Origin of the sequence: Microbacterium trichothecenolyticum (assembly GCF_030818955.1) — a bacterium.
Lineage (GTDB): Bacteria > Actinomycetota > Actinomycetes > Actinomycetales > Microbacteriaceae > Microbacterium > Microbacterium trichothecenolyticum_B.
Window position 1 is genome coordinate 1,835,879 of sequence record NZ_JAUTBF010000001.1, and the last position, 18,408, is coordinate 1,854,286.

The following is an 18,408-nucleotide window of genomic DNA, read 5'->3' on the forward strand; positions in this document are numbered from 1 at the left end:
GCTCCCCCTCCTCCGGCTGCACCACGTCCTCCAGCTGCGCCACCTCCTCCGGCTGCGCCCAGCTGCCCCCGATGCCGCGGCAAGCCCCGGTTTGGGGCGCATCCCGCGCTCTGGGGCGCACTTCTCGCGCCCCGAGCGGCGAACCCCGCCCCAAACCTCAGCGCCAGAACGCCGACGCCGTCGTCCGGCGGAGGGGCCAAACGACGGCGTCGTAGCGGAGGCGGGGTCAGCCGCAGCTCACTCCCACTCGATGGTCCCCGGCGGCTTCGACGTCACGTCGAGCACGACCCGGTTCACGTCCTTCACCTCGTTGGTGATGCGGTTGCTGATCTTGGAGAGCACGTCGTACGGCAGACGCGTCCAGTCGGCCGTCATCGCGTCCTCCGACGAGACCGGACGCAGCACGATCGGGTGACCGTAGGTGCGGCCGTCGCCCTGCACCCCGACCGAGCGCACGTCGGCGAGCAGCACGACGGGGCACTGCCAGATCTCGTCGTCGAGGCCGGCCTTGGTCAGTTCGGCGCGGGCGATGGCGTCGGCCGCACGCAGGATCTCGAGACGGTCAGCGGTGACCTCGCCCACGATGCGGATGCCAAGACCGGGCCCCGGAAAGGGCTGGCGGCCGACGATGGCTTCCGGCAGACCCAGCTCGCGGCCGATCGCGCGGACCTCGTCCTTGAAGAGGGTGCGCAGCGGCTCGACGAGCTCGAACTGCAGGTCTTCGGGAAGTCCGCCCACGTTGTGGTGGCTCTTGATGTTGGCCGTGCCGGCGCCGCCGCCCGACTCCACGACGTCGGGGTAGAGCGTGCCCTGCACGAGGAAGCGCACCTGCTCGCCCTCGGCCTTCGCCTCGGCGACGAGGTCGGCCTGCACCTTCTCGAACGCGCGGATGAACTCGCGGCCGATGATCTTGCGCTTCTGCTCGGGGTCGCTGACGCCGGCGAGGGCCTCGAGGAACGTCTCGCGCGCGTCGACGGTGATGAGCTTCACGCCGGTCGAGGCGACGTAGTCGTTCTCGACCTGTTCGCGCTCGCCCTGGCGGAGCAGGCCGTGGTCGACGAACACGGCGATGAGCTGGTCACCGACGGCTTCGTGCACGAGGGCGGTCGAGACGGCCGAGTCGACGCCGCCCGAGAGCGCGGAGATGACGCGGCCGGTGCCGACCTGCTGGCGGATGCGCTCGACCTGCTCGGCGATGACGTTGCCGCTGTTCCAGTCGGCGGGCAGGCCCGCGGCCTTGTGCAGGAAGTTCTCCAGCACGTGCTGGCCGTGGTCGGAGTGCTTGACTTCGGGATGCCACTGCACGCCGTACATGCGACGGGTGTCGTTCGCGAACGCGGCGACGGGCGTGTGCGCGGTGCGGGCGAGCACTTCGAAGCCCTCGGGGGCGCGGGACACCTGGTCGCCGTGGCTCATCCAGACGTTCTGCTCGACCGGCTGCCCCTCGAGCAGCGTGCCCTCGGTCACGATCGTGGCATCGGTCGCGCCGTACTCGCGCAGGCCCGTGTTCGCGACCTCGCCGCCCAGGGCCTTCGCCATGACCTGGAAGCCGTAGCAGATGCCGAGCGTCGGCACGTCGAGGTCGAACACCCCGGGCGTCGAGGCTGGGCGCGCCGTCTTCGTACACCGACGACGGGCCGCCCGAGAGGATGATCCCGACGGGGTTCTTCGCGGCGATCTCCTCCGCCGTGGCGGTGTGCGGCACGATCTCGCTGTACACGCCGGCCTCGCGCACGCGGCGCGCGATCAACTGCGCGTACTGGGCGCCGAAGTCGACGACGAGGACGGGGCGCTGGGACGTTTCGGTCTGTTCGGTCACCGGTTGCCTTCCGGGGCGGGAACGGGAGCGGATGCCGTGGCGGCTTCGCGCTCGGCGAGGTAGGCGCGCACGCGGCGGGCGGTGCGCACCTCGAGGAAGAAGGAGAGGAACGGCACGACGCCACCGAGGGCGAGGAACACGAACCGACGGAACGGCCACCGCATGAGGCTCCACACGCGGAAGCACGAGAAGAGGTAGACGACGTAGAACCAGCCGTGCGCGACGAGGATGGCGAGCGAGACGTTCACGCCGTCACCGGTCGAGAGGATCTCGCAGCCGCTTCCACCGGGCACGAACAGCGAGAACCACTGGCAGTCCGGTCCGGGCACGGCATCCGCGAACCACAGGAAGCCACCCGATCCGCCGAGGAACAGCTCCACGTGGAGGGGCGTGTACTTGAGGATCATCTCGGCGACGAGCAGCAAGAGGCCGACGCCGGTGATGATCGAGCAGACCTGGTAGAACTTCAGGGCTCCGCGGATCGCCGGGAACGAGGCGAGCTTCGGGGCGCGGGGCATGAAGGCCAGTCTAGTCGTGGGATGCCACGGGGCCCGCCGCTCGTCGGCGACGGGCCCCGTGCACTCACGGGGTGGGCAGCGCGACCCGCACGAGACCGGCGGGATACCGCTCGCGCGCCGACACGTACAACTGGTGACGCACCGGGTCGATCGAGACGCCGTACACCTTGTTGCCGTACGCGTGCGCGGACAGGCGGGTGAGCAGGGTCAGATCGCTCGTGCGATAGACCGTGACCCCCGACTGTTCGTAGACGTCGGTCTGGTTGCCCGCGATGAGGAGCCCCGCCGCGCCGTCGACCGCGAGGGAGCGGTAGTCGGCCGCGTCGACCGGCACCCGGGCCTGCAGGACGAGATCGTTGTCGTAGACGCGGATGCCCTCGGTGGAGCCCGATGCATCGCTGGTGCTGACGTAGAGCCGCTCAGCGGTCGCGTCCCACGCGACGCCGTGCGTTCGCCACGCTCCCCCGTCGCCCGGTCCGTCGACCGTACGCACGAGCTCGCCGGTCGCGAGGGAGCGCACCTCGAAACCGCTGCCGCGCAACCCCGCGAACACGCGGCCACCCGCCCAGTCGACATCGATTCCGCGCACACCGCCGCTGAGATCGAAGGGCCCGGCCATGCGCTCCCCCGTCGTGGCATCCATGACGAGCCAGTTGCTGCCGTAACCGACGACCAGACGACCGGTCGCGGGATCGAAGGCGAGATCACGCATGCCGTCGCCGCTCGGGTCGGCGGTGGGGACGGTCATCGTGCGGACGATGGTGTCGGCGGCGGGATCGACCACGTGCACCCGCGCCGGGCGCATCTCGTCGGCGACATAGAGCAAGCCCGTCGCCGGGTCGACCGCCGAGCCCACCGGACGCGTCTCGCTCGCGCCGTCGGCGGTCGCGGTCGGGATGACCGACAGCGCCGTCGCCGTCCACGGCTCCGCGGTCGGCGTGGGCGTCGGGCTCGGCGTGGACGTGGGCGTGGGCGTCGGTGTGGGAGTGGGCGTCGGGCTCGGCGTCGTCCCGGCATCGGTGCGAGCGCTGACGGTCACCGCGAACGGCACCAGTTCCTCGCCGGGAGGGTTGAGGCGGAAGTCGCGGTTCGACACGTACACCCGCTGGGCGTCCTCGTCGATCGCGATGCCGTAGCCGTCCTTGCCATAGGCCGCGCCCACCATGTCGGCGTGCGTCGCCCCGGTGGCCAGGGAGTGCACCGAGAATCCGCCCGAGGTGGACGTCGTGCCGGTGTACCCCAGGTACACCAGTCCGTGTGCGCTGTCGATGTCGACCTGGCGCGCGTTCGGGCGCACGGCGGCTTCCCACTTCTTGGCGAACCCGTCGGTCGCATCGAACGCCTGGATGCCGGGGTCGCCCTCCACATCGGTGAACGTCGTCGTCACGACCCAGCCGGTCGCCGGGTCGGCTGCGATGTAGTACGCATCGGCGGTGCCGTTGATCACGCCCAACGACGTCCCCGTCTCGGCGGAGAACACCTCCACGCCTCGCGCGGGCACGGCGACGTACACGTAGCCGTGGACCGGGTCGACGTCGATCGACCGGTTCGACTCGATCGTGGGGAACGGTCCGCGCACGAGCTGCCCGAACGTCGCATCGGCGATCGAGACGACGACCCAGTTGCGGTTCTGCTGGCCCACGTAGAGCAGCTCGCGCTCCTCGTCGACGCCGAGGTCGCGGATGTTCTCCGGGAGCGTCACGGTCCTCGTCACGGCATCCGTGACCGGATCGATCTCGAACACCGTCCGGCCGTTCTGGTCACCCAGGTACAGGCGGTCACGGCCCTGGTGGAAGGCGATGCCCGCCGGAAGCGCGGCCTGATACGCGGCGCCCGTAGAGCTGCGCGGCAGGACCGCGTCGAGCATGCCGGCGGGGGCATATGCGAACTGCTCGACGGGATCGGTGGGGTCGGTGGGGTCGGTGGGCGCGGGGTCGGGGTTCGGGTTGCATCCCAGGCACGGCGCCGGGGTGCCTGGGTCGATCACCTGCGGCGCCACGCCGTCGACGACGAGCTTGCGTCCCTCCGACTTCGAGATCGTGAACCCGTCGAAGAACGCACCGTCCGCGGTGCGCGACTCGAAGCGCAGGGTGCCCCCGCTCACATCGACCACCTGATACGTCTGGATGCCGGATGCGAGCCGCCGCAAGTGACCCTCGTTCTCGTTCCAGTGCCGCGGACCCGCCGAGTAGAACTTCGAGCCGACGCTCGAGGTGACGTAGACCGGACCGGTGGAGCTGCGCTCCGGGTCGGCGCCCTCGGGCAGATCCTTCTCGTTCGCGAGCAGGTTGCCCCGGCCGTACGCGTGATCGTGGCCGGTGAGCACCAGGTCGACGTTGTGCTTTTCGAGGATCGGCCCCCATGACTGACGGATGCCGAGGTTGTTGCGGCCCTCGTCGAGCGAGTACACGGGGTGGTGGAAGAAGACCACGGTCCACTGTTGCGGATTGCTGCTGAGCACCGACTCGAGCCAGTCGGCCTGCACCGCGAGACCCTCGGTGTCGGAGACATTGCTGTTGAGCGAGACGAAGCGCACGCCCTGGTGGTCGGTGTAGTACACCGTTCCACGAAGCTCGTCGTAGACGCCGCCCTGGCCGCGCGGACCGTTGTCGGCGAACGTGAACTGGTTCTTCCACTGCGGCGAGAGGCCACCACCGTCGTACTCGTGGTTGCCCGGTGTCGTGAGCAGCTGCTGTGTGCCGAGACCGTACGAGAACGCCTCGTACAGGTCGCCCCACTGCTCGTCGGACTCCGCGTCGGTTGACGAGGTCGCCGATCTGGAGCACGAGGTCGGCGTTCGGGCGGTCACGGAATGCGTTGCGCACGACGCGAGAAGCATCGGACAGGATGCCGTTCTGGACGTCGCCCAGGTACACGAACGAGAAGCGATCGGCTTCGGCCGCCGCCGTCTCGAAGTCCTGCCACTCGCTGAAGTTCGTCCCATCGCCGACGCGGTACTGATACGCGGCCCCCGCCTGCAGTCCCGAAAGCGTCGCGGTGTGGGTCACGTTGACGTAGCCGAGATCGGTCGTCTGCTCGACGCGTTTCTGCGCCGTCACCACCTGCACGCCGCCGGCGTATGCCGTGGGAGTGGGGGTGCGGTACTCGACCAGGCCCTGCGTGACCGCCGACGAGGAGCGCCACGAGATCACCTGCTCGGTGGTGGGGTCGGCACCGGGGGTCAGCGTGAGGCGATCGGGCACGCGAGACGGCGTGTGACGCTCAGCGGCGGGAACCGTGGCCGCCGTCGCGGGCGGGGCGGTGAGCGCACCTCCCGCGACGACGATCCCGAGGGCGAGACCGGCGGCGACGAGCCGCGGGGAACGGAGGCGGGACATCTCAGGAGGCCTTTCGATTGCGGAGGACGAAACGGAGCACGATCGCGCCACCCGCGGCGACCAGGGCGGCGCCGAGCACCATGAGGGTCACGGGCAGGGCGCTGCCGGTGGCGGCGAGGCCCGATGCGATCGGCGGAGCCGACGCGGAGCGCGTGATGGTCAGGGGTGCACCGACTGTTCGGGCGGAAGTCGCTCCAACGAGGACGATGCGGTGCTCACCGGGTTCGGCATCGGCGGGGATGCTGACCCGGGCACGGATCCGCCCCTCGTCGTCCGCGGTGGCCGTGCCGAGGAGGACGGGAGTGGAGTGCAGCTCGATGGACACATGTTCACCCGGTGCGAAACCACCCGCCTCGATACGGAGCGCGGAGCCGGGCGTCGCCTCGCGGGTGCTGAGCAGCACCTCGGATTCGCTCCCCGTTCCGGGTGCCCCGGTGGGCGCGGTCGTCGGCGCGACCGTCGGCGCGACCGTCGGAGTCGCGGTGGGCACGTCCGTGGGGCGCACCGTCGGGGAGCCGGTCGGGCTCGGCGTCGCGATGGGCGTCGGCGTCGCGGTCGGACTCGGCGTCACCGTGGGCGTCGGGGTCGGCGCGGGCGGGGCGTTCACGCCCTCGCGCGTCGAACCGGCGCCACCCACCCACTGGGCGTCGTCGGTGACGAGCTTGCTCCCGTCGGCATCCTTGGTGATGGTGAACGCATCGAACAGCACGCCATCGACGGAGTGCGCCTCCACGTGCATGCGGCCGTCGCCGGTGACGTCGACCGTCTGATACATCTGGCGGTCCTCGCCCGCCGCGCGACGGTTCGCGCCGTTCTGCGTCCAGTTGTTGTCACCGGCCGGGGCCAGGTCGTACTTCTTCGGCCCCGCGACCGTCACCATGTACACGGGTCCGGTGTGGCTGTGCGCGGGGTCGGCACCGGCGGGGAGACCCTGCTCGCGCGAGACGAGGTTGCCGCGCCCGTAGGTGTGATCGTGCCCCTGCACGACGAGGTCGACGTCGTGCTTCTCCAGCACGGGCAGCCACGCCTGCCGGATCGCGGCGTTGTCACGCCCGCTGCTGTTGGAGAAGACCGGGTGATGGAAGGTGACCACCGTCCACTCCTGCGGATTGTCGGTGAGCACGGCATCCAGCCACGTCGTCTGAGCCTGGAGGCTCGCGGCATCCTGGGCATTGCTGTTGAGCGCGACGAAGCGCACGCCCTGGTAGTCGACCGAGTAGACCGTCTCATCGAGCGCATCGATCGCTGGACCGTTCTGCGGGAACGAGAACTGAGCCGGCCAGTACGCGGTCAGGTCGGGGCCCGGGTAGTACTCGTGGTTGCCGGGCGTGGCGATGACGTTGGCGTACTGGTTCACCAGCGCACCGGCGCCGTGCCATTCTCCCCACTCGGCGTCGCTCGTCTCGGTGTCGACCAGGTCGCCCACGTGCACGGCGAGCTTGGCGTAAGGGCGTGCCTCGAACGCGGCGCGGAAGGCCCGCGACGTGTAGGCCTTGTTGTCGTTCTGCGCGTCGCCTTGAACGATGAAGCTGAAGTCACCGGGCTCGGCGGACGCGGTGCGGAACTCGAGCCATTCGCTCCAGGAGTCACCGTCGCCCACCCGATAGACGTAGGTCGCCCCGGCTTCCAGACCTGTCATCACGGCGGAGTGGTACATCACCGGGTAGCCGAGAGTCGTGTCGACGCGCGTGCTCGATACGGCCTCGGCGCTGCTCGCCCCGGACACCAGGCCCGGCCCGCTCGCGGCCCACTCGATCCGCGGCGCGGTAACCTCCGTCGAGGTGCGCCACGACACGGCTTGGGACACCTGCGGGGTCGTGGTGGGAGTCAGCACGATCCGGTCGGGTGCGGCCGTGGGCCGGTGCACCGACGCGGGGTCGACGGCGGGTGGCGCGAGCCCTCCGCCTGCGGCGACGGCGACGCCGCCTCCGAAGCTGGACAAGCCGATGGCGAGGGCGATAGCCCCCGCTGTCACGGCCGTGGGACGCGCAGATACGAGCACGCGGAAGCCCTTTCGACACGGCCGGTCTCGGGTGACCGGCACTGCAAGCGAGATGATCCGCTCTCAGCGGACCCACAAGGAGTGTGTCGAAAACACACAGGCCGAATCGGCGTCAGAGTGCCATGACGAGGGGCGTTCCCGGAACGTTCATCCGAGGAGGCGACATGTCATCCGTTGATCGGGGTGCGCTCACCGTGCTCTCGGATGCGGTTCACCGACACGACAGGTACCGGTCACCCGGCTCGGCGATCACGCGGTCGAGCCGGCCTCTGCCCGCTCGTCTTCCAGATCTTCGACTTCTTTCTCCCACGCGTCGCGAGCGAGGCGGTACCAGAGGTAGAGCGCGAAACCGGCGAAGACGGCCCACTCGGCCGCGTAGAAGATGTTGAGCCAGTTCACGCGCGAACGTTCGTCGGGGGTCGGGTGAGGCGATGGGCTCGAGCGGGCCGATCGCCGTCTGCGAAGCGATGTACGGGCGATAGACGCGGAGGTCGTCGATGTCGTGCCATCGACCGAGCAGCATCGCGGGCGACATGCGGGTCAGCGTCTGCGGGTCGGACCCCGCCGGAGGGACGGCGGGGCCCTCGTCGGAGATGAGACGCCCCGTGACCTCGATGACCGCGCTCGGGTCGGCCTCGGCGGCCGCCTGGAGTGCCACGGCAGCCGCGGTCGCGGCCTCGAGCGTGGGAGACCACCCGGTGGCGACGGCGACGGAGGTGGGTTCGGCGGTGCCGCTGATGCGCAGTTGCCCGGTCACCCAGTAGCCCTGCACGTCGTGGTTGAACCGTGACGAGATGACGATGAAGTCCGACGGGACCCACGTGCCGCTCACCCGCACCCGCTGTCCGACGAGCGGCTCGGGCAGGTAGGCGCCGGGTTGCACCACGTCACCCAGGGGCTGGACGTTCTCGGTCATTCCCGGCTCGGGCGGCGAGGTGTCGACCGCGCGGCCGAGCTGCCACTGCCCGAGCCACGCCAGGGCGCCCGCGACGACCAGCGAGAACGCGAGCAGAGCGATCCACCGAGGCCGGAGCATGACCTCCCGCAGGGTGGGCGGGAAGACCTGCGGCGGCTCCGGATCGGTCACGGGGGTGACGCTCACGCGGTCTCCGGCATCAGTGCCCGTACGGGGCGACGACGACCTCGACGCGCTGGAACTCCTTGAGGTCGGAGTACCCGGTGGTGGCCATCGACTTCTTCAGCGCGCCGATGAGGTTGGCGGTGCCGTCGGCGACGGGCGCGGGCCCGAACAGCACCTGCTCGAGCGGCCCGACGCGGTCGACGGCGACACGGCGTCCACGCGGGAGCTTGGAGTGGTGCGCTTCGGGGCCCCAGTGGAACCCGCGGCCCGGGGCATCGGTCGCGCGAGCCAGCGCGACGCCGAGCATGACGGCATCCGCTCCCATGGCCAAGGCCTTCACAATGTCACCCGAGGTGCCGACACCGCCATCGGCGATCACGTGCACGTAGCGTCCGCCCGACTCGTCGAGGTAGTCGCGGCGGGCACCGGCGACGTCGGCGACCGCGGTCGCCATGGGCGCGTGCAGGCCGAGCGTGGCACGGGTGGTCGAGGCCGCTCCCCCGCCGAAGCCGACGAGCACGCCCGCAGCTCCCGTGCGCATGAGGTGCAGCGCCGCGGTGTAGGTGGCGGCGCCGCCGACGATGACCGGCACGTCGAGGTCGTAGATGAACTTCTTGAGGTTCAACGGCTCGGCGACGCTCGAGACGTGCTCGGCCGAGACGGTCGTCCCCCGGATGACGAAGAGGTCGACGCCGGCGGCGACGACGGTCTCGTAGAGGTCCTGGGTGCGCTGTGGCGTCAGGGCACCGGCGACGGTGACGCCGGCGGCACGGATCTCGGCGAGGCGGTCGCGCACGAGCTCGGGCTTGATCGGCTCGGAGTACAGCTGCTGCATGCGACGCGCGTGGCGTCGGCGTCGGGAAGCGTCGCGATCTCGGCCAGGAGCGGCTCGGGGTCGTCGTACCGGGTCCACAGACCCTCGAGGTCGAGCACGCCGAGGCCGCCGAGACGACCGAGCTCGATCGCGGTGCGTGGACTGACCACGGAGTCCATGGGGGCGCCGAGCACGGGGATCTCGAACGGGAACGCGTCGATGGTCCACGCGGTCGAGACGTCTTCGGGGTTGCGCGTGCGCCGCGACGGTACGACGGCGATGTCGTCGAAGGTGTAGGCGCGGCGGGCGCGCTTGGCGCGGCCGAGATCGATCTCCATGGTCACCCGCCCAGCCTACCCGCGACCGTCGACACTGCCGTCGGTTCGTCCGACGGGCGCGGCCGTCGGTGAGGGCGTCCCGCCCAGGATTCTCGTGAGCAGGCGGTCGACGAGATAGAGCAGGAAGGCCCAGGGACCTACCCACACGCTCAGCGCCACGACCAGCGCGCCCACGATGGTCGCGCTCAAGCCCCCACGCCCGATGCGGCGGGCATCGTCGGGCGCGAGATCGGGGATCGCCCCCGAGCGTGAGGCCCACACCCACTGCACCCACCCGAGCATCACCACGACGAAGAAGTTGGCGGGCAGCAGCATGCGCCCCAGGATCAACTCACCATGGTCGGTGCTCAGCGACGCGGTGAAGGGCACGAAGACCACCGCGAGCAGGCGGAACGTGTTGATCCAGATGCCGAGGTTGTCGACGCGCGCGATGTGCTCGAACTGTTCCACGTGCGTGCGCCACATCAGACACAGCAGCAGGAACGATATGACGAACGTCAGGACGGGCTGCCCCAACTGCTGCAGGGCTGCGGCGAGAGCGGAGTCAGTCGACACGTCGTCGAAGCGCTGGTCCGTCAGACCGAGCACGAGCAGCGTCGCGGCGATGGCGAAGACGCCGTCGGTCAATGCCTCGACGCGGCGCACCGAGACGGTCGCACCGGGATGCGAGCGGCGGGCGAACATGCGCTCAGCGTAACCGTGTCCCGCCGGACGAAGGGGCCGGGCGCTCGCGCGGCCGGCCCCTTCGTCCGCGCTCACTTCTTGTAGTTCGGCGCCTCGACCACGATCTGCACGTCGTGCGGGTGCGACTCCTTCAGACCCGCCGAGGTGATGCGCACGAACTTGCCCTTGGCCTTCAGCTCCTCGACCGTGCGAGCGCCGACGTAGAACATCGACTGACGCAGGCCGCCGATGAGCTGGTAGGCGACAGCGGAGACCGGGCCGCGGTAGGGCACCTGGCCCTCGATGCCCTCGGGGATGAGTTTGTCGTCGCTGGGCACGTCGGCCTGGAAGTAGCGGTCCTTCGAGTACGACGTCTTCTTGCCGCGCGTCTGCAGCGCGCCGAGCGAGCCCATGCCGCGGTACTGCTTGAACTGCTTGCCCGCCTGGAAGACGATCTCGCCCGGCGATTCGTCGGTGCCGGCCAGCAGGGACCCGAGCATGACGGTGTCGGCGCCGGCCACGAGAGCGGCCCTTGGCGATGTCGCCCGAGTACTGCAGGCCGCCGTCGGCGATCACGGGCACGCCCGCAGGGATGGCGGCCTGAGCCGCCTCGTAGATGGCCGTGATCTGGGGCACGCCCACACCGGCGACGACGCGGGTCGTGCAGATCGAACCCGGGCCGACGCCCACCTTGACGGCATCCACGCCCGCGTCGATGAGCGCCTGGGCGCCCTCGCGGGTCGCGACGTTGCCGCCGATGACGTCGATGTGGGCGAATGACGCGTCGGCCTTGAGGCGCGAGACGATGTCGATGACGCCGGCCGACTGGCCGTTGGCCGTGTCGACGACGAGCACGTCGACGCCCGCGTCGCGCAGGGCCTCGGCACGCTGCCACGCGTCGCCGAAGAAGCCGATCGCGGCGCCCACGCGCAGGCGCCCGTGGTCGTCTTTGGTGGCGAGCGGATACTTCTCGCTCTTGTCGAAGTCCTTGATGGTGATGAGACCGGCGAGCTTGCCGTTGTCGTCGACGAGCGGCAGCTTCTCGACACGGTGCTTCGCGAAGGTCGCGATGACGTCGTTGGCATGGATGCCGACGTGTCCGGTGATGAGACCGTCTTTGGTCATCACGTCCTTGACGAGGGTCGTCTGCCGCTCGAAGCCCGAGACGAACCGCATGTCGCGGTTGGTGATGATGCCGACCAGCACGCCCTCGGGATCGACCACGGGCAGCCCGGAGATGCGGTACTGGGCGCACATCGCGTCGACCTCGGCCACCGTGGCATCCGGGTTCGTCGTGATGGGGTTCGAGACCATACCCGACTCGCTGCGCTTGACCTGGTCGACGATCGCGGCCTGGTCCTCGATCGACAGGTTGCGGTGCACGATGCCGATGCCGCCCTGGCGGGCGATCGCGATCGCCATGCGGGCTTCGGTCACGGTGTCCATGGCCGACGACAGCAGGGGCGTCGCGACGGTGATACGCCGGGTCAGACGCGACGACGTGTCGGCCTCGCTCGGGATGACGTCGGTGTGGCCCGGCAGGAGCAACACGTCGTCATAGGTCAGTCCGATGAAACCGAAGGGGTCGTGCTGCTCCATGGATCCTCCTGCGCGCGCGGCGCCTGCTCGAAAATAGGACGACGTCGGCCGGTGCGCGCGACGCGCCCGTCCTTGAATTCTAAGCGTCGAGCAGGGGCGAAATGTTCCCGCGCGGGTGACCTTTCGGCAGGGGCCGGACGACACGGTTCGCTAACGACGCGCTCCGCGAAACACCGTCGACACATTACGCTCGTAGCGTCGTCCGTCGAAGCTGACGGAACACCATCGTCAGCGTTGCCGAAGGAGACTCCGTGGGTCATTCCTCCCCCACCGCGATACGATCGCGAACCTTGTCCCGTCCTCTGCTCGCCTGGGCGCTCCTCATCGCGGTCATCACCGTGATGCTCGGCTCGGCGCTGTTCGCGTCGCCACCTGCCGCGCGCGCAGCGACGACAGCCCCGGTGACCACGCAGAACGAGCCATGCACACCCGGTCCCGAGATCGGCTGCCTCAACGGCACGCTCGCCGCCGCCGGCGGCGGCGTCACCGTGACGGCCACCGGCCCCGGGGGCACAGCGTCCGCGACCACCGGTGACGACGGCAAGTGGTCGATCGGTTTCTCCCAGCCCGGAGACTATTCCGTCTCGATCGACCCCGAGACCCTGCCCGACGGCGTCACTCTCAAGAGCGAAGACCCGTCGGTGCGCCCCCTCGCGCTCGGGTCGCAGACCGCGGTCCTGATCGGCCTCAACGGCAGCGCGGACGGGTCCAGCTCATCGACGACGCCGGGCGACGAGGCCGCCTCCGCCGGAGGCTTCGACTGGGATCGACTCGCGCAGCAGGCTGCATCCGGCCTGCGCCTGGGCCTCCTGCTCGCCCTCGCCGCCGTCGGCCTCTCGCTGATCTACGGCACCACGGGCATCTCCAACTTCGCGCACGGCGAGATGGTGACCCTCGGCGGCCTGCTGGCGTACCTGTTCGCCAACGTGCTGGGACTGAACATCTTCGTCGCGGGCATCATCGTCGTGGGGCTGTGCGCCGCGTTCGGGTACTTCCAAGACGTCGGCATCTGGAAACCGCTGCGCAAACGCCGGCTGACGCTGACACAGCTCATGATCGTCACGATCGGCATGTCGCTCGCCCTGCAGTACGCCTTCCAGTTCTTCATCGGCGCATCGACGGTGCGCATCGTCACGGCCAACCCCGTGCCGGTCCGCATGGGACCGGTGAGCCTCAGCGTGGACTCGCTGGTGTCGATGGGCATCGCCGTGGTCGTCCTGATCGGCGTGGGCCTGTTCCTGCTCAAGACCCGCGTCGGCCGCGCCACCCGCGCCGTGAGCGACAACCCGGCCCTCGCCGCGGCGTCCGGCATCAACGTCGACGGGGTGGTGCGTCTGATCTGGACCACCGCCTCGGCGCTCGCGGGCCTGTCGGGCATCCTGCTCGGTCTGGTGCTCAACGGCGTCAACTGGATGACGGGCATGCAGCTGCTCCTGCTGCTGTTCTCGGCCGTGACCCTCGGCGGACTCGGAACGGCATTCGGCGCTCTCTTCGGCGCCCTCATCATCGGAATGACCGTCGAGCTCACCAACATCTGGCTGCCCGGCGACTTCAAGTACGCGACGGCCCTGGTGCTGCTCATCCTGCTTCTGCTGGTGAGGCCACAGGGACTGTTCGGACGCAAGGAACGGGTGGGCTGACCGATGATCTTCATCGACCTTCTGCGCGAGATGTCGTCGACGGCCATCGCGCCGACGACCGCCGCTCTCGCCATCGCCGCGATCGGCCTGAACATCCACTTCGGTTACACCGGTCTGCTCAACATGGGCCAGGCGGGCTTCATGCTGCTCGGCGCATACGGTTTCGCCGTCTCGGTGCAAGCCGGACTGGGCTTCGTCCCCGCCCTGATCATCGCCCTCATCGTGGTGTTGATCTACAGTTTCATCCTCGGTGTGCCGACGCTGAAGCTGAGAGGCGACTATCTCGCCATCGTCACGATCTCCGCCGCCGAGATCATCCGCATGGTCGGCCGTTCGAGCGTGCTCGGCCCCATCACCAACGGCAGCAACGGTATTCCGGGCGACCGGTACCGCGATCCCTTCAACTCCCTGTCGTTCTTCGGCGACGGTCAGACCACCATCCTGTGGTGGACGTTCGACAACACCGGCGTCAGCGGATGGTGGGTGCGGGCGGTGGCCTGGGCCGTCGTGGCCGTGCTGCTGGTGTTCGTCTGGCTGCTCATCCGCAGCCCGTGGGGGCGCGTGCTCAAGGGCATCCGTGAAGACGAGGACGCTGTTCGCAGCCTCGGCAAGAGCGCGTTCTCGTTCAAGATGCAGGCGCTGATCCTCGGTGGTCTCATCGGCGGGATCGCCGGCGTCGTCTACGTGATGCCGAGCTCCGTTCAGCCCGACGCCCTCGGACGGTCCATGACGTTCTTCATCTGGACGGCGCTTCTGCTCGGTGGCGCGGCGACCATCTTCGGTCCCGTTCTCGGAGCGATCCTGTTCTTCGTGGTCCGCATCTTCATCCAGGGCGTCACCCGCCTGATCGTGCCCGAGGGGGTGTGGTCGGGTCAGCAGACCGAGCAGTTCTCGTGGATCCTCATCGGCATCGCGCTCATGCTCCTCGTGATCTTCCGACCGCAGGGAATCCTCGGCAACAAGAAGGAGCTGAGCTTCAATGTCTGAGCCGACCGCAGCGACCATCCAGGCGCGCGAAGCGCTCTCCGGAGTTCCGCACGAACCCGGGGCGAGCAAGCCCGACCCCATCCTCGTCGTCGACAACATCGTGCGCCGCTTCGGTGGCATGACGGCCGTCGACGTCGACCACCTCGAAGTGCAGCGCGGCGCGATCACCGCGCTCATCGGACCGAACGGTGCCGGCAAGACCACGTTCTTCAACCTGATCACCGGCTTCGACAAGCCCACCTCGGCCAAGCGCCTGATCGGCGGCCCCGCCGCCGACAAGGTGGCCCGGTGGTCGTTCGACGGGCGCACGCTCGGCGACACGGCGGCATCCAAGGTCGCGCGCATGGGCATGGTCCGCACGTTCCAGCTCACCAAGGCGCTCTCGCGCATGACGGTGATGGAGAACATGCTGCTGGGCGCCAACCACCAGCCCGGCGAGAACATGGCCGTCGCCCTGATCCGCCCCCTGTGGAAGGCGCGGGAGCAGGAGATCACCGCCAAGGCGGAGGAACTGCTGCAGCGCTTCAAACTGTACGAGAAGCGCGAGGACCTCGCGGGTTCGCTCTCGGGCGGTCAGAAGAAGCTGCTCGAGATGGCGCGCGCCCTCATGAGCGACCCGAAGATGATCATGCTCGACGAGCCCATGGCAGGCGTCAACCCCGCTCTGACCCAGTCGTTGCTCGGTCACATCCAGGCGTTGCGCGACGACGGCACGACCGTGCTGTTCGTGGAGCACGACATGCACATGGTCCGTCACATCTCCGACTGGGTCGTCGTCATGGCGCAGGGCACGATCGTCGCCGAAGGCACCGCCGGTGAGGTCATGTCGCAGCAGGCCGTGGTCGACGCGTACCTCGGAGCCCACCACGACACAGACCTCGGTGACGACGCGCTGCTCTCGGACACCACGGCGATCGCCCTGGCCGAAGAGGCCGCCGCCGAGGCCCACGCGAACGAAAAGGAGGCGCGCTCGTGAGCACGTCCACCGACTCTCAGCCCGTCCTCGTCGCGAAGGATCTGCACGCGGGGTACCTGCCCGGCATCAACATCCTCAACGGCGTGAACATCGTCGCCCACCCGGGCGAGTTGATCGGCATCATCGGCCCCAACGGCGCCGGCAAGTCGACCTTCCTCAAGGCGGTCTTCGGCCAGGTGAACATCCGCCAGGGCTCGGTGACGCTCAAGGGAACCGACATCACCGGGTGGAAGCCGAACCGTCTCGTGCGGCAGGGGGTGGGATTCGTCCCTCAGACGAACAACGTCTTCCCCTCGCTCACCATCGAGGAGAACCTGCAGATGGGCATCTACCAGAAGCCGCGGGAGTTCGCGTCGCAGCTGGAGCGCATCTTCGAGATCTTCCCGGTTCTCGCCGATCGTCGCGGTCAGCGGGCCGGCTCGCTCTCCGGTGGTGAGCGACAGTCTGTCGCGATGGCCCGCGCGCTGATGATGGACCCGTCCGTCCTGCTCCTGGACGAGCCATCCGCCGGTCTCTCCCCGGTGCGCCAGGACGAGACCTTCATCCGCACGCGCCGCATCAACAAGGCCGGCGTGTCGGTCATCATGGTCGAGCAGAACGCCCGGCGCTGCCTGCAGATCTGCGACCGCGCGTACGTGCTCGACCAGGGCAAGGACGCGTACACGGGCACGGGCCGCGACCTGGCCAAGGACCCGAAGGTCATCCAGCTCTACCTCGGTACCCTCGCGACCGACGTCGACGGGGCTGCCTGACACGACGACCTGACGGGCCTCGCGCCGCGGCGTTCGCGCCGCCGCGCGAGGCCCGTCTCGTATGATCCGAACCCTCCCCGCCGTCCTCTCGGCGCGGGAGGGTTTCGTCATGGCGGGCACACGACGACGCGACCCGGAACCGGCGGCCTGCCGCTCACCGCACGACGCTTCAGCGCTCCACGTGAGCGGCCACGCTCATCGTCACGGCAGCAGCCCAAAGGCCGCGTGTGCGGGCACGAGACGTCGACACGGGGCGGAGCACACGCGGGCCACGTCACCGCCTCAACCCCGGACCCTGTCCACGACGAGCGTCGTGGCAGGGTCCGGCCGCCGTCCGAGACACGCGGTGCGGCCGGCGCGCGGCAGAGTCACGGCATCCACACGCACGCGAAAGAGGCGGCCCCGGCGAACCGGGACCGCCTCTCAGCGTGATGCGGGGACTTAGGACTTGCCCTCGACCGCGCTCTGCCAGATCGGCTTGTTGTCGGCGTCGAACTGGTAGATACCGATGAAGGCGCTGGACGGGTCGTTCATCGAGTTGAACGGACCGACACCGGAGACACCCTTGTAGTGGATGCTTCCGCCGCCGGCGAGCGCGTCCACGCACTCCTTGTAGGTGGCGCAGGGCGTGCCGCCCTGAGCACCCGAGACGGCCGCCATGTTCTTCTGGATGGTCGTCGGGTCGGTCGCGCCGCCCTTCTTCGCCGCGAGAGCGGCGAGGATGGTGGCGTCGTACGACTCGGCACCGTACGAGTAGTCGGACAGGGCCGATCCCTCGACGCTCTGGTGCCAGTCCGACATGCGCTTCTTGAAGTCGTCAGCGGCGTTGGCGCCGGGGATGGTTCCCTTGGCTCCCTCGAGGGTGCCCGCGTCGAACACCTTCGAGTAGTCCGACGTGTTGCCGTCGGTGTAGTACGTGGTCTTCATGTCCCAGCTCTGCGAGACGAGCTCGGGCACGATCGCCTTGGTCTCATCGAACGCGATGATGACGATGGCGTCGGGCTTGGACGCGATGGCCGCCGTGACCTCGGACGAGAAGGTGGTCTGTCCGGGAGGGAACTCCTGGCCCTTGCCCTTGCCGCCGTAGGTGATGGTGCCACCGGCGTCTTCGACCGTCTTCTGGATGACGTCGCGCAGGCCCGTGCCGTAGGCGTCGTTGAAGACGAGGAAGGCGACGTTCTGGTGGCCGTCACCGACGATGAGCTGACCGAGAGCCGAGCCCTGCACGGTGTCCGGCGGAGCGGTGCGGAAGTAGAACGGCGACTTGCCCGAGAGCTCGGCCGACGTGTTGGCGGGCGAGATTTCGACGATGGGCGCGGCGGCCAGCTTGTCGACGACGTTCAGCGACACCGACGAGGATGCGGCGCCGATGGCGACCGAGACCTTCGCGTCGATGAGCTTGTCGGCGGAGGCCGACGAGACCGCCATGTCGGTGGAGTCGCCCGAGTCGGTCCAGAAGGTGCAGGCCGAGTCGCCGGCTTCGACGATGTCGTTGACGGCGAGGCCGACACCGGCGATCTCGGGCGGCCCGAGGAAGGCCAGGGTACCGGTCTGCGGCAGGATCGTGCCGACCTTGAGTGTGGTGGCGCTCGTGGCGTCGCTCGCGCAGTCCTGGCTGGCGTAGCTGCCTGCGGCCGCGGCAGAACCGGTGGAACCGGCGCCGGAACCGCCGCCGCTACAACCGGCGAGCGTGAGGGTGGTCGCTGCAGCAAGCGCTGCGACGGCGAACCACGCCTTCTTGGATTGAACCATCTGGCTCGTCCTTTCGATCATCATGCGCGGCCTCGCCACGCGGTGGGATGAACCTAACCGCCGCGTGTTACGAATGTGTTTTCGCTTCGGGACTGCACTGCAATCGTTATGAAGCGTTGCGTCGAGGGC

The 18,408-nt window shown here is 69.1% G+C and carries 10 protein-coding genes and 4 pseudogenes; 4 read left to right on the forward strand and 10 right to left on the reverse strand.

What is annotated here, in order from left to right; genetic code table 11:
* Nucleotides 1-237: 237 nt before the first annotated feature.
* The 9 genes and pseudogenes from guaA to guaB all read right to left on the reverse strand — a co-directional run bounded on the left by guaA (nucleotide 238) and on the right by guaB (nucleotide 12,172).
* A pseudogene (guaA, locus tag QE412_RS08770) lies at nucleotides 238-1,819 on the reverse strand (glutamine-hydrolyzing GMP synthase).
* Nucleotides 1,816-2,337: a DUF3817 domain-containing protein gene (locus tag QE412_RS08775; RefSeq protein ID WP_307482404.1), complete on the reverse strand. Its 522-nt coding sequence runs from the start codon at nucleotides 2,335-2,337 to the stop codon at nucleotides 1,816-1,818. The pseudogene guaA and the gene QE412_RS08775 overlap by 4 nt, the downstream one beginning before the upstream one ends.
* A gap of 64 nt (nucleotides 2,338-2,401) precedes the next feature.
* On the reverse strand, nucleotides 2,402-5,146 hold the full coding sequence (locus tag QE412_RS08780; RefSeq protein WP_307482408.1) for a metallophosphoesterase: 2,745 nt from the start codon (nucleotides 5,144-5,146) through the stop codon (nucleotides 2,402-2,404).
* Nucleotides 5,147-5,255: 109 nt separating this feature from the next.
* Nucleotides 5,256-5,675 (reverse strand): annotated as a pseudogene (locus QE412_RS17715) (fibronectin type III domain-containing protein); the annotation flags it as partial.
* A gap of 1 nt (nucleotide 5,676) precedes the next feature.
* Nucleotides 5,677-7,677, reverse strand: coding sequence for a fibronectin type III domain-containing protein (locus QE412_RS08785; protein ID WP_307482411.1), 2,001 nt, complete (start codon nucleotides 7,675-7,677; stop codon nucleotides 5,677-5,679).
* Between the two features lie 211 nt (nucleotides 7,678-7,888).
* Complete coding sequence (locus QE412_RS08790; RefSeq protein WP_307482414.1) at nucleotides 7,889-8,779, reverse strand: SURF1 family cytochrome oxidase biogenesis protein; 891 nt, start codon at nucleotides 8,777-8,779, stop codon at nucleotides 7,889-7,891.
* A gap of 13 nt (nucleotides 8,780-8,792) precedes the next feature.
* Nucleotides 8,793-9,910: pseudogene (locus tag QE412_RS08795) on the reverse strand (GuaB3 family IMP dehydrogenase-related protein).
* Between the two features lie 15 nt (nucleotides 9,911-9,925).
* The gene (locus tag QE412_RS08800) at nucleotides 9,926-10,594 is read right to left on the reverse strand and encodes a TMEM175 family protein (RefSeq protein WP_307482417.1); all 669 of its coding nucleotides are present in this window, start codon (nucleotides 10,592-10,594) and stop codon (nucleotides 9,926-9,928) included.
* 71 nt (nucleotides 10,595-10,665) lie between these two features.
* Nucleotides 10,666-12,172: pseudogene (gene guaB / locus QE412_RS08805) on the reverse strand (IMP dehydrogenase).
* Nucleotides 12,173-12,462: 290 nt separating this feature from the next.
* Between guaB and QE412_RS08810 the strand changes: the two are divergent.
* From QE412_RS08810 to QE412_RS08825, 4 genes are read left to right on the forward strand one after another with little or no spacing between them, the layout of a single operon-like run.
* Nucleotides 12,463-13,812: a branched-chain amino acid ABC transporter permease gene (locus tag QE412_RS08810; RefSeq protein ID WP_307482420.1), complete on the forward strand. Its 1,350-nt coding sequence runs from the start codon at nucleotides 12,463-12,465 to the stop codon at nucleotides 13,810-13,812.
* A gap of 3 nt (nucleotides 13,813-13,815) precedes the next feature.
* Nucleotides 13,816-14,799: a branched-chain amino acid ABC transporter permease gene (locus tag QE412_RS08815; RefSeq protein WP_307482424.1), complete on the forward strand. Its 984-nt coding sequence runs from the start codon at nucleotides 13,816-13,818 to the stop codon at nucleotides 14,797-14,799.
* A complete protein-coding gene (locus QE412_RS08820; protein ID WP_307482427.1) occupies nucleotides 14,792-15,775 on the forward strand; it encodes an ABC transporter ATP-binding protein in 984 nt (327 codons plus the stop codon). The genes QE412_RS08815 and QE412_RS08820 overlap by 8 nt, the downstream gene beginning before the upstream one ends.
* Nucleotides 15,772-16,527, forward strand: coding sequence for an ABC transporter ATP-binding protein (locus QE412_RS08825; protein ID WP_307482430.1), 756 nt, complete (start codon nucleotides 15,772-15,774; stop codon nucleotides 16,525-16,527). Before QE412_RS08820 ends, QE412_RS08825 begins: the two co-directional genes overlap by 4 nt.
* Nucleotides 16,528-16,968: 441 nt before the next feature.
* On the opposite strand, the gene QE412_RS08830 is transcribed toward QE412_RS08825, so the two are convergent.
* On the reverse strand, nucleotides 16,969-18,279 hold the full coding sequence (locus QE412_RS08830; protein ID WP_307482433.1) for an ABC transporter substrate-binding protein: 1,311 nt from the start codon (nucleotides 18,277-18,279) through the stop codon (nucleotides 16,969-16,971).
* Nucleotides 18,280-18,408: the final 129 nt, after the last annotated feature.

What these genes read in the sequence shown, in the direction of transcription:
- QE412_RS08815 (WP_307482424.1), top strand. Translation starts at nt 13,816, where the DNA reads ATGATCTTCATCGACCTTCTGCGCGAGATGTCGTCGACGGCCATCGCG.
- QE412_RS08775 (WP_307482404.1), bottom strand. Translation starts at nt 2,337, where the DNA reads ATGCCCCGCGCCCCGAAGCTCGCCTCGTTCCCGGCGATCCGCGGAGCC.
- QE412_RS08800 (WP_307482417.1), bottom strand. Translation starts at nt 10,594, where the DNA reads ATGTTCGCCCGCCGCTCGCATCCCGGTGCGACCGTCTCGGTGCGCCGC.
- QE412_RS08820 (WP_307482427.1), top strand. Translation starts at nt 14,792, where the DNA reads ATGTCTGAGCCGACCGCAGCGACCATCCAGGCGCGCGAAGCGCTCTCC.
- QE412_RS08830 (WP_307482433.1), bottom strand. Translation starts at nt 18,279, where the DNA reads ATGGTTCAATCCAAGAAGGCGTGGTTCGCCGTCGCAGCGCTTGCTGCA.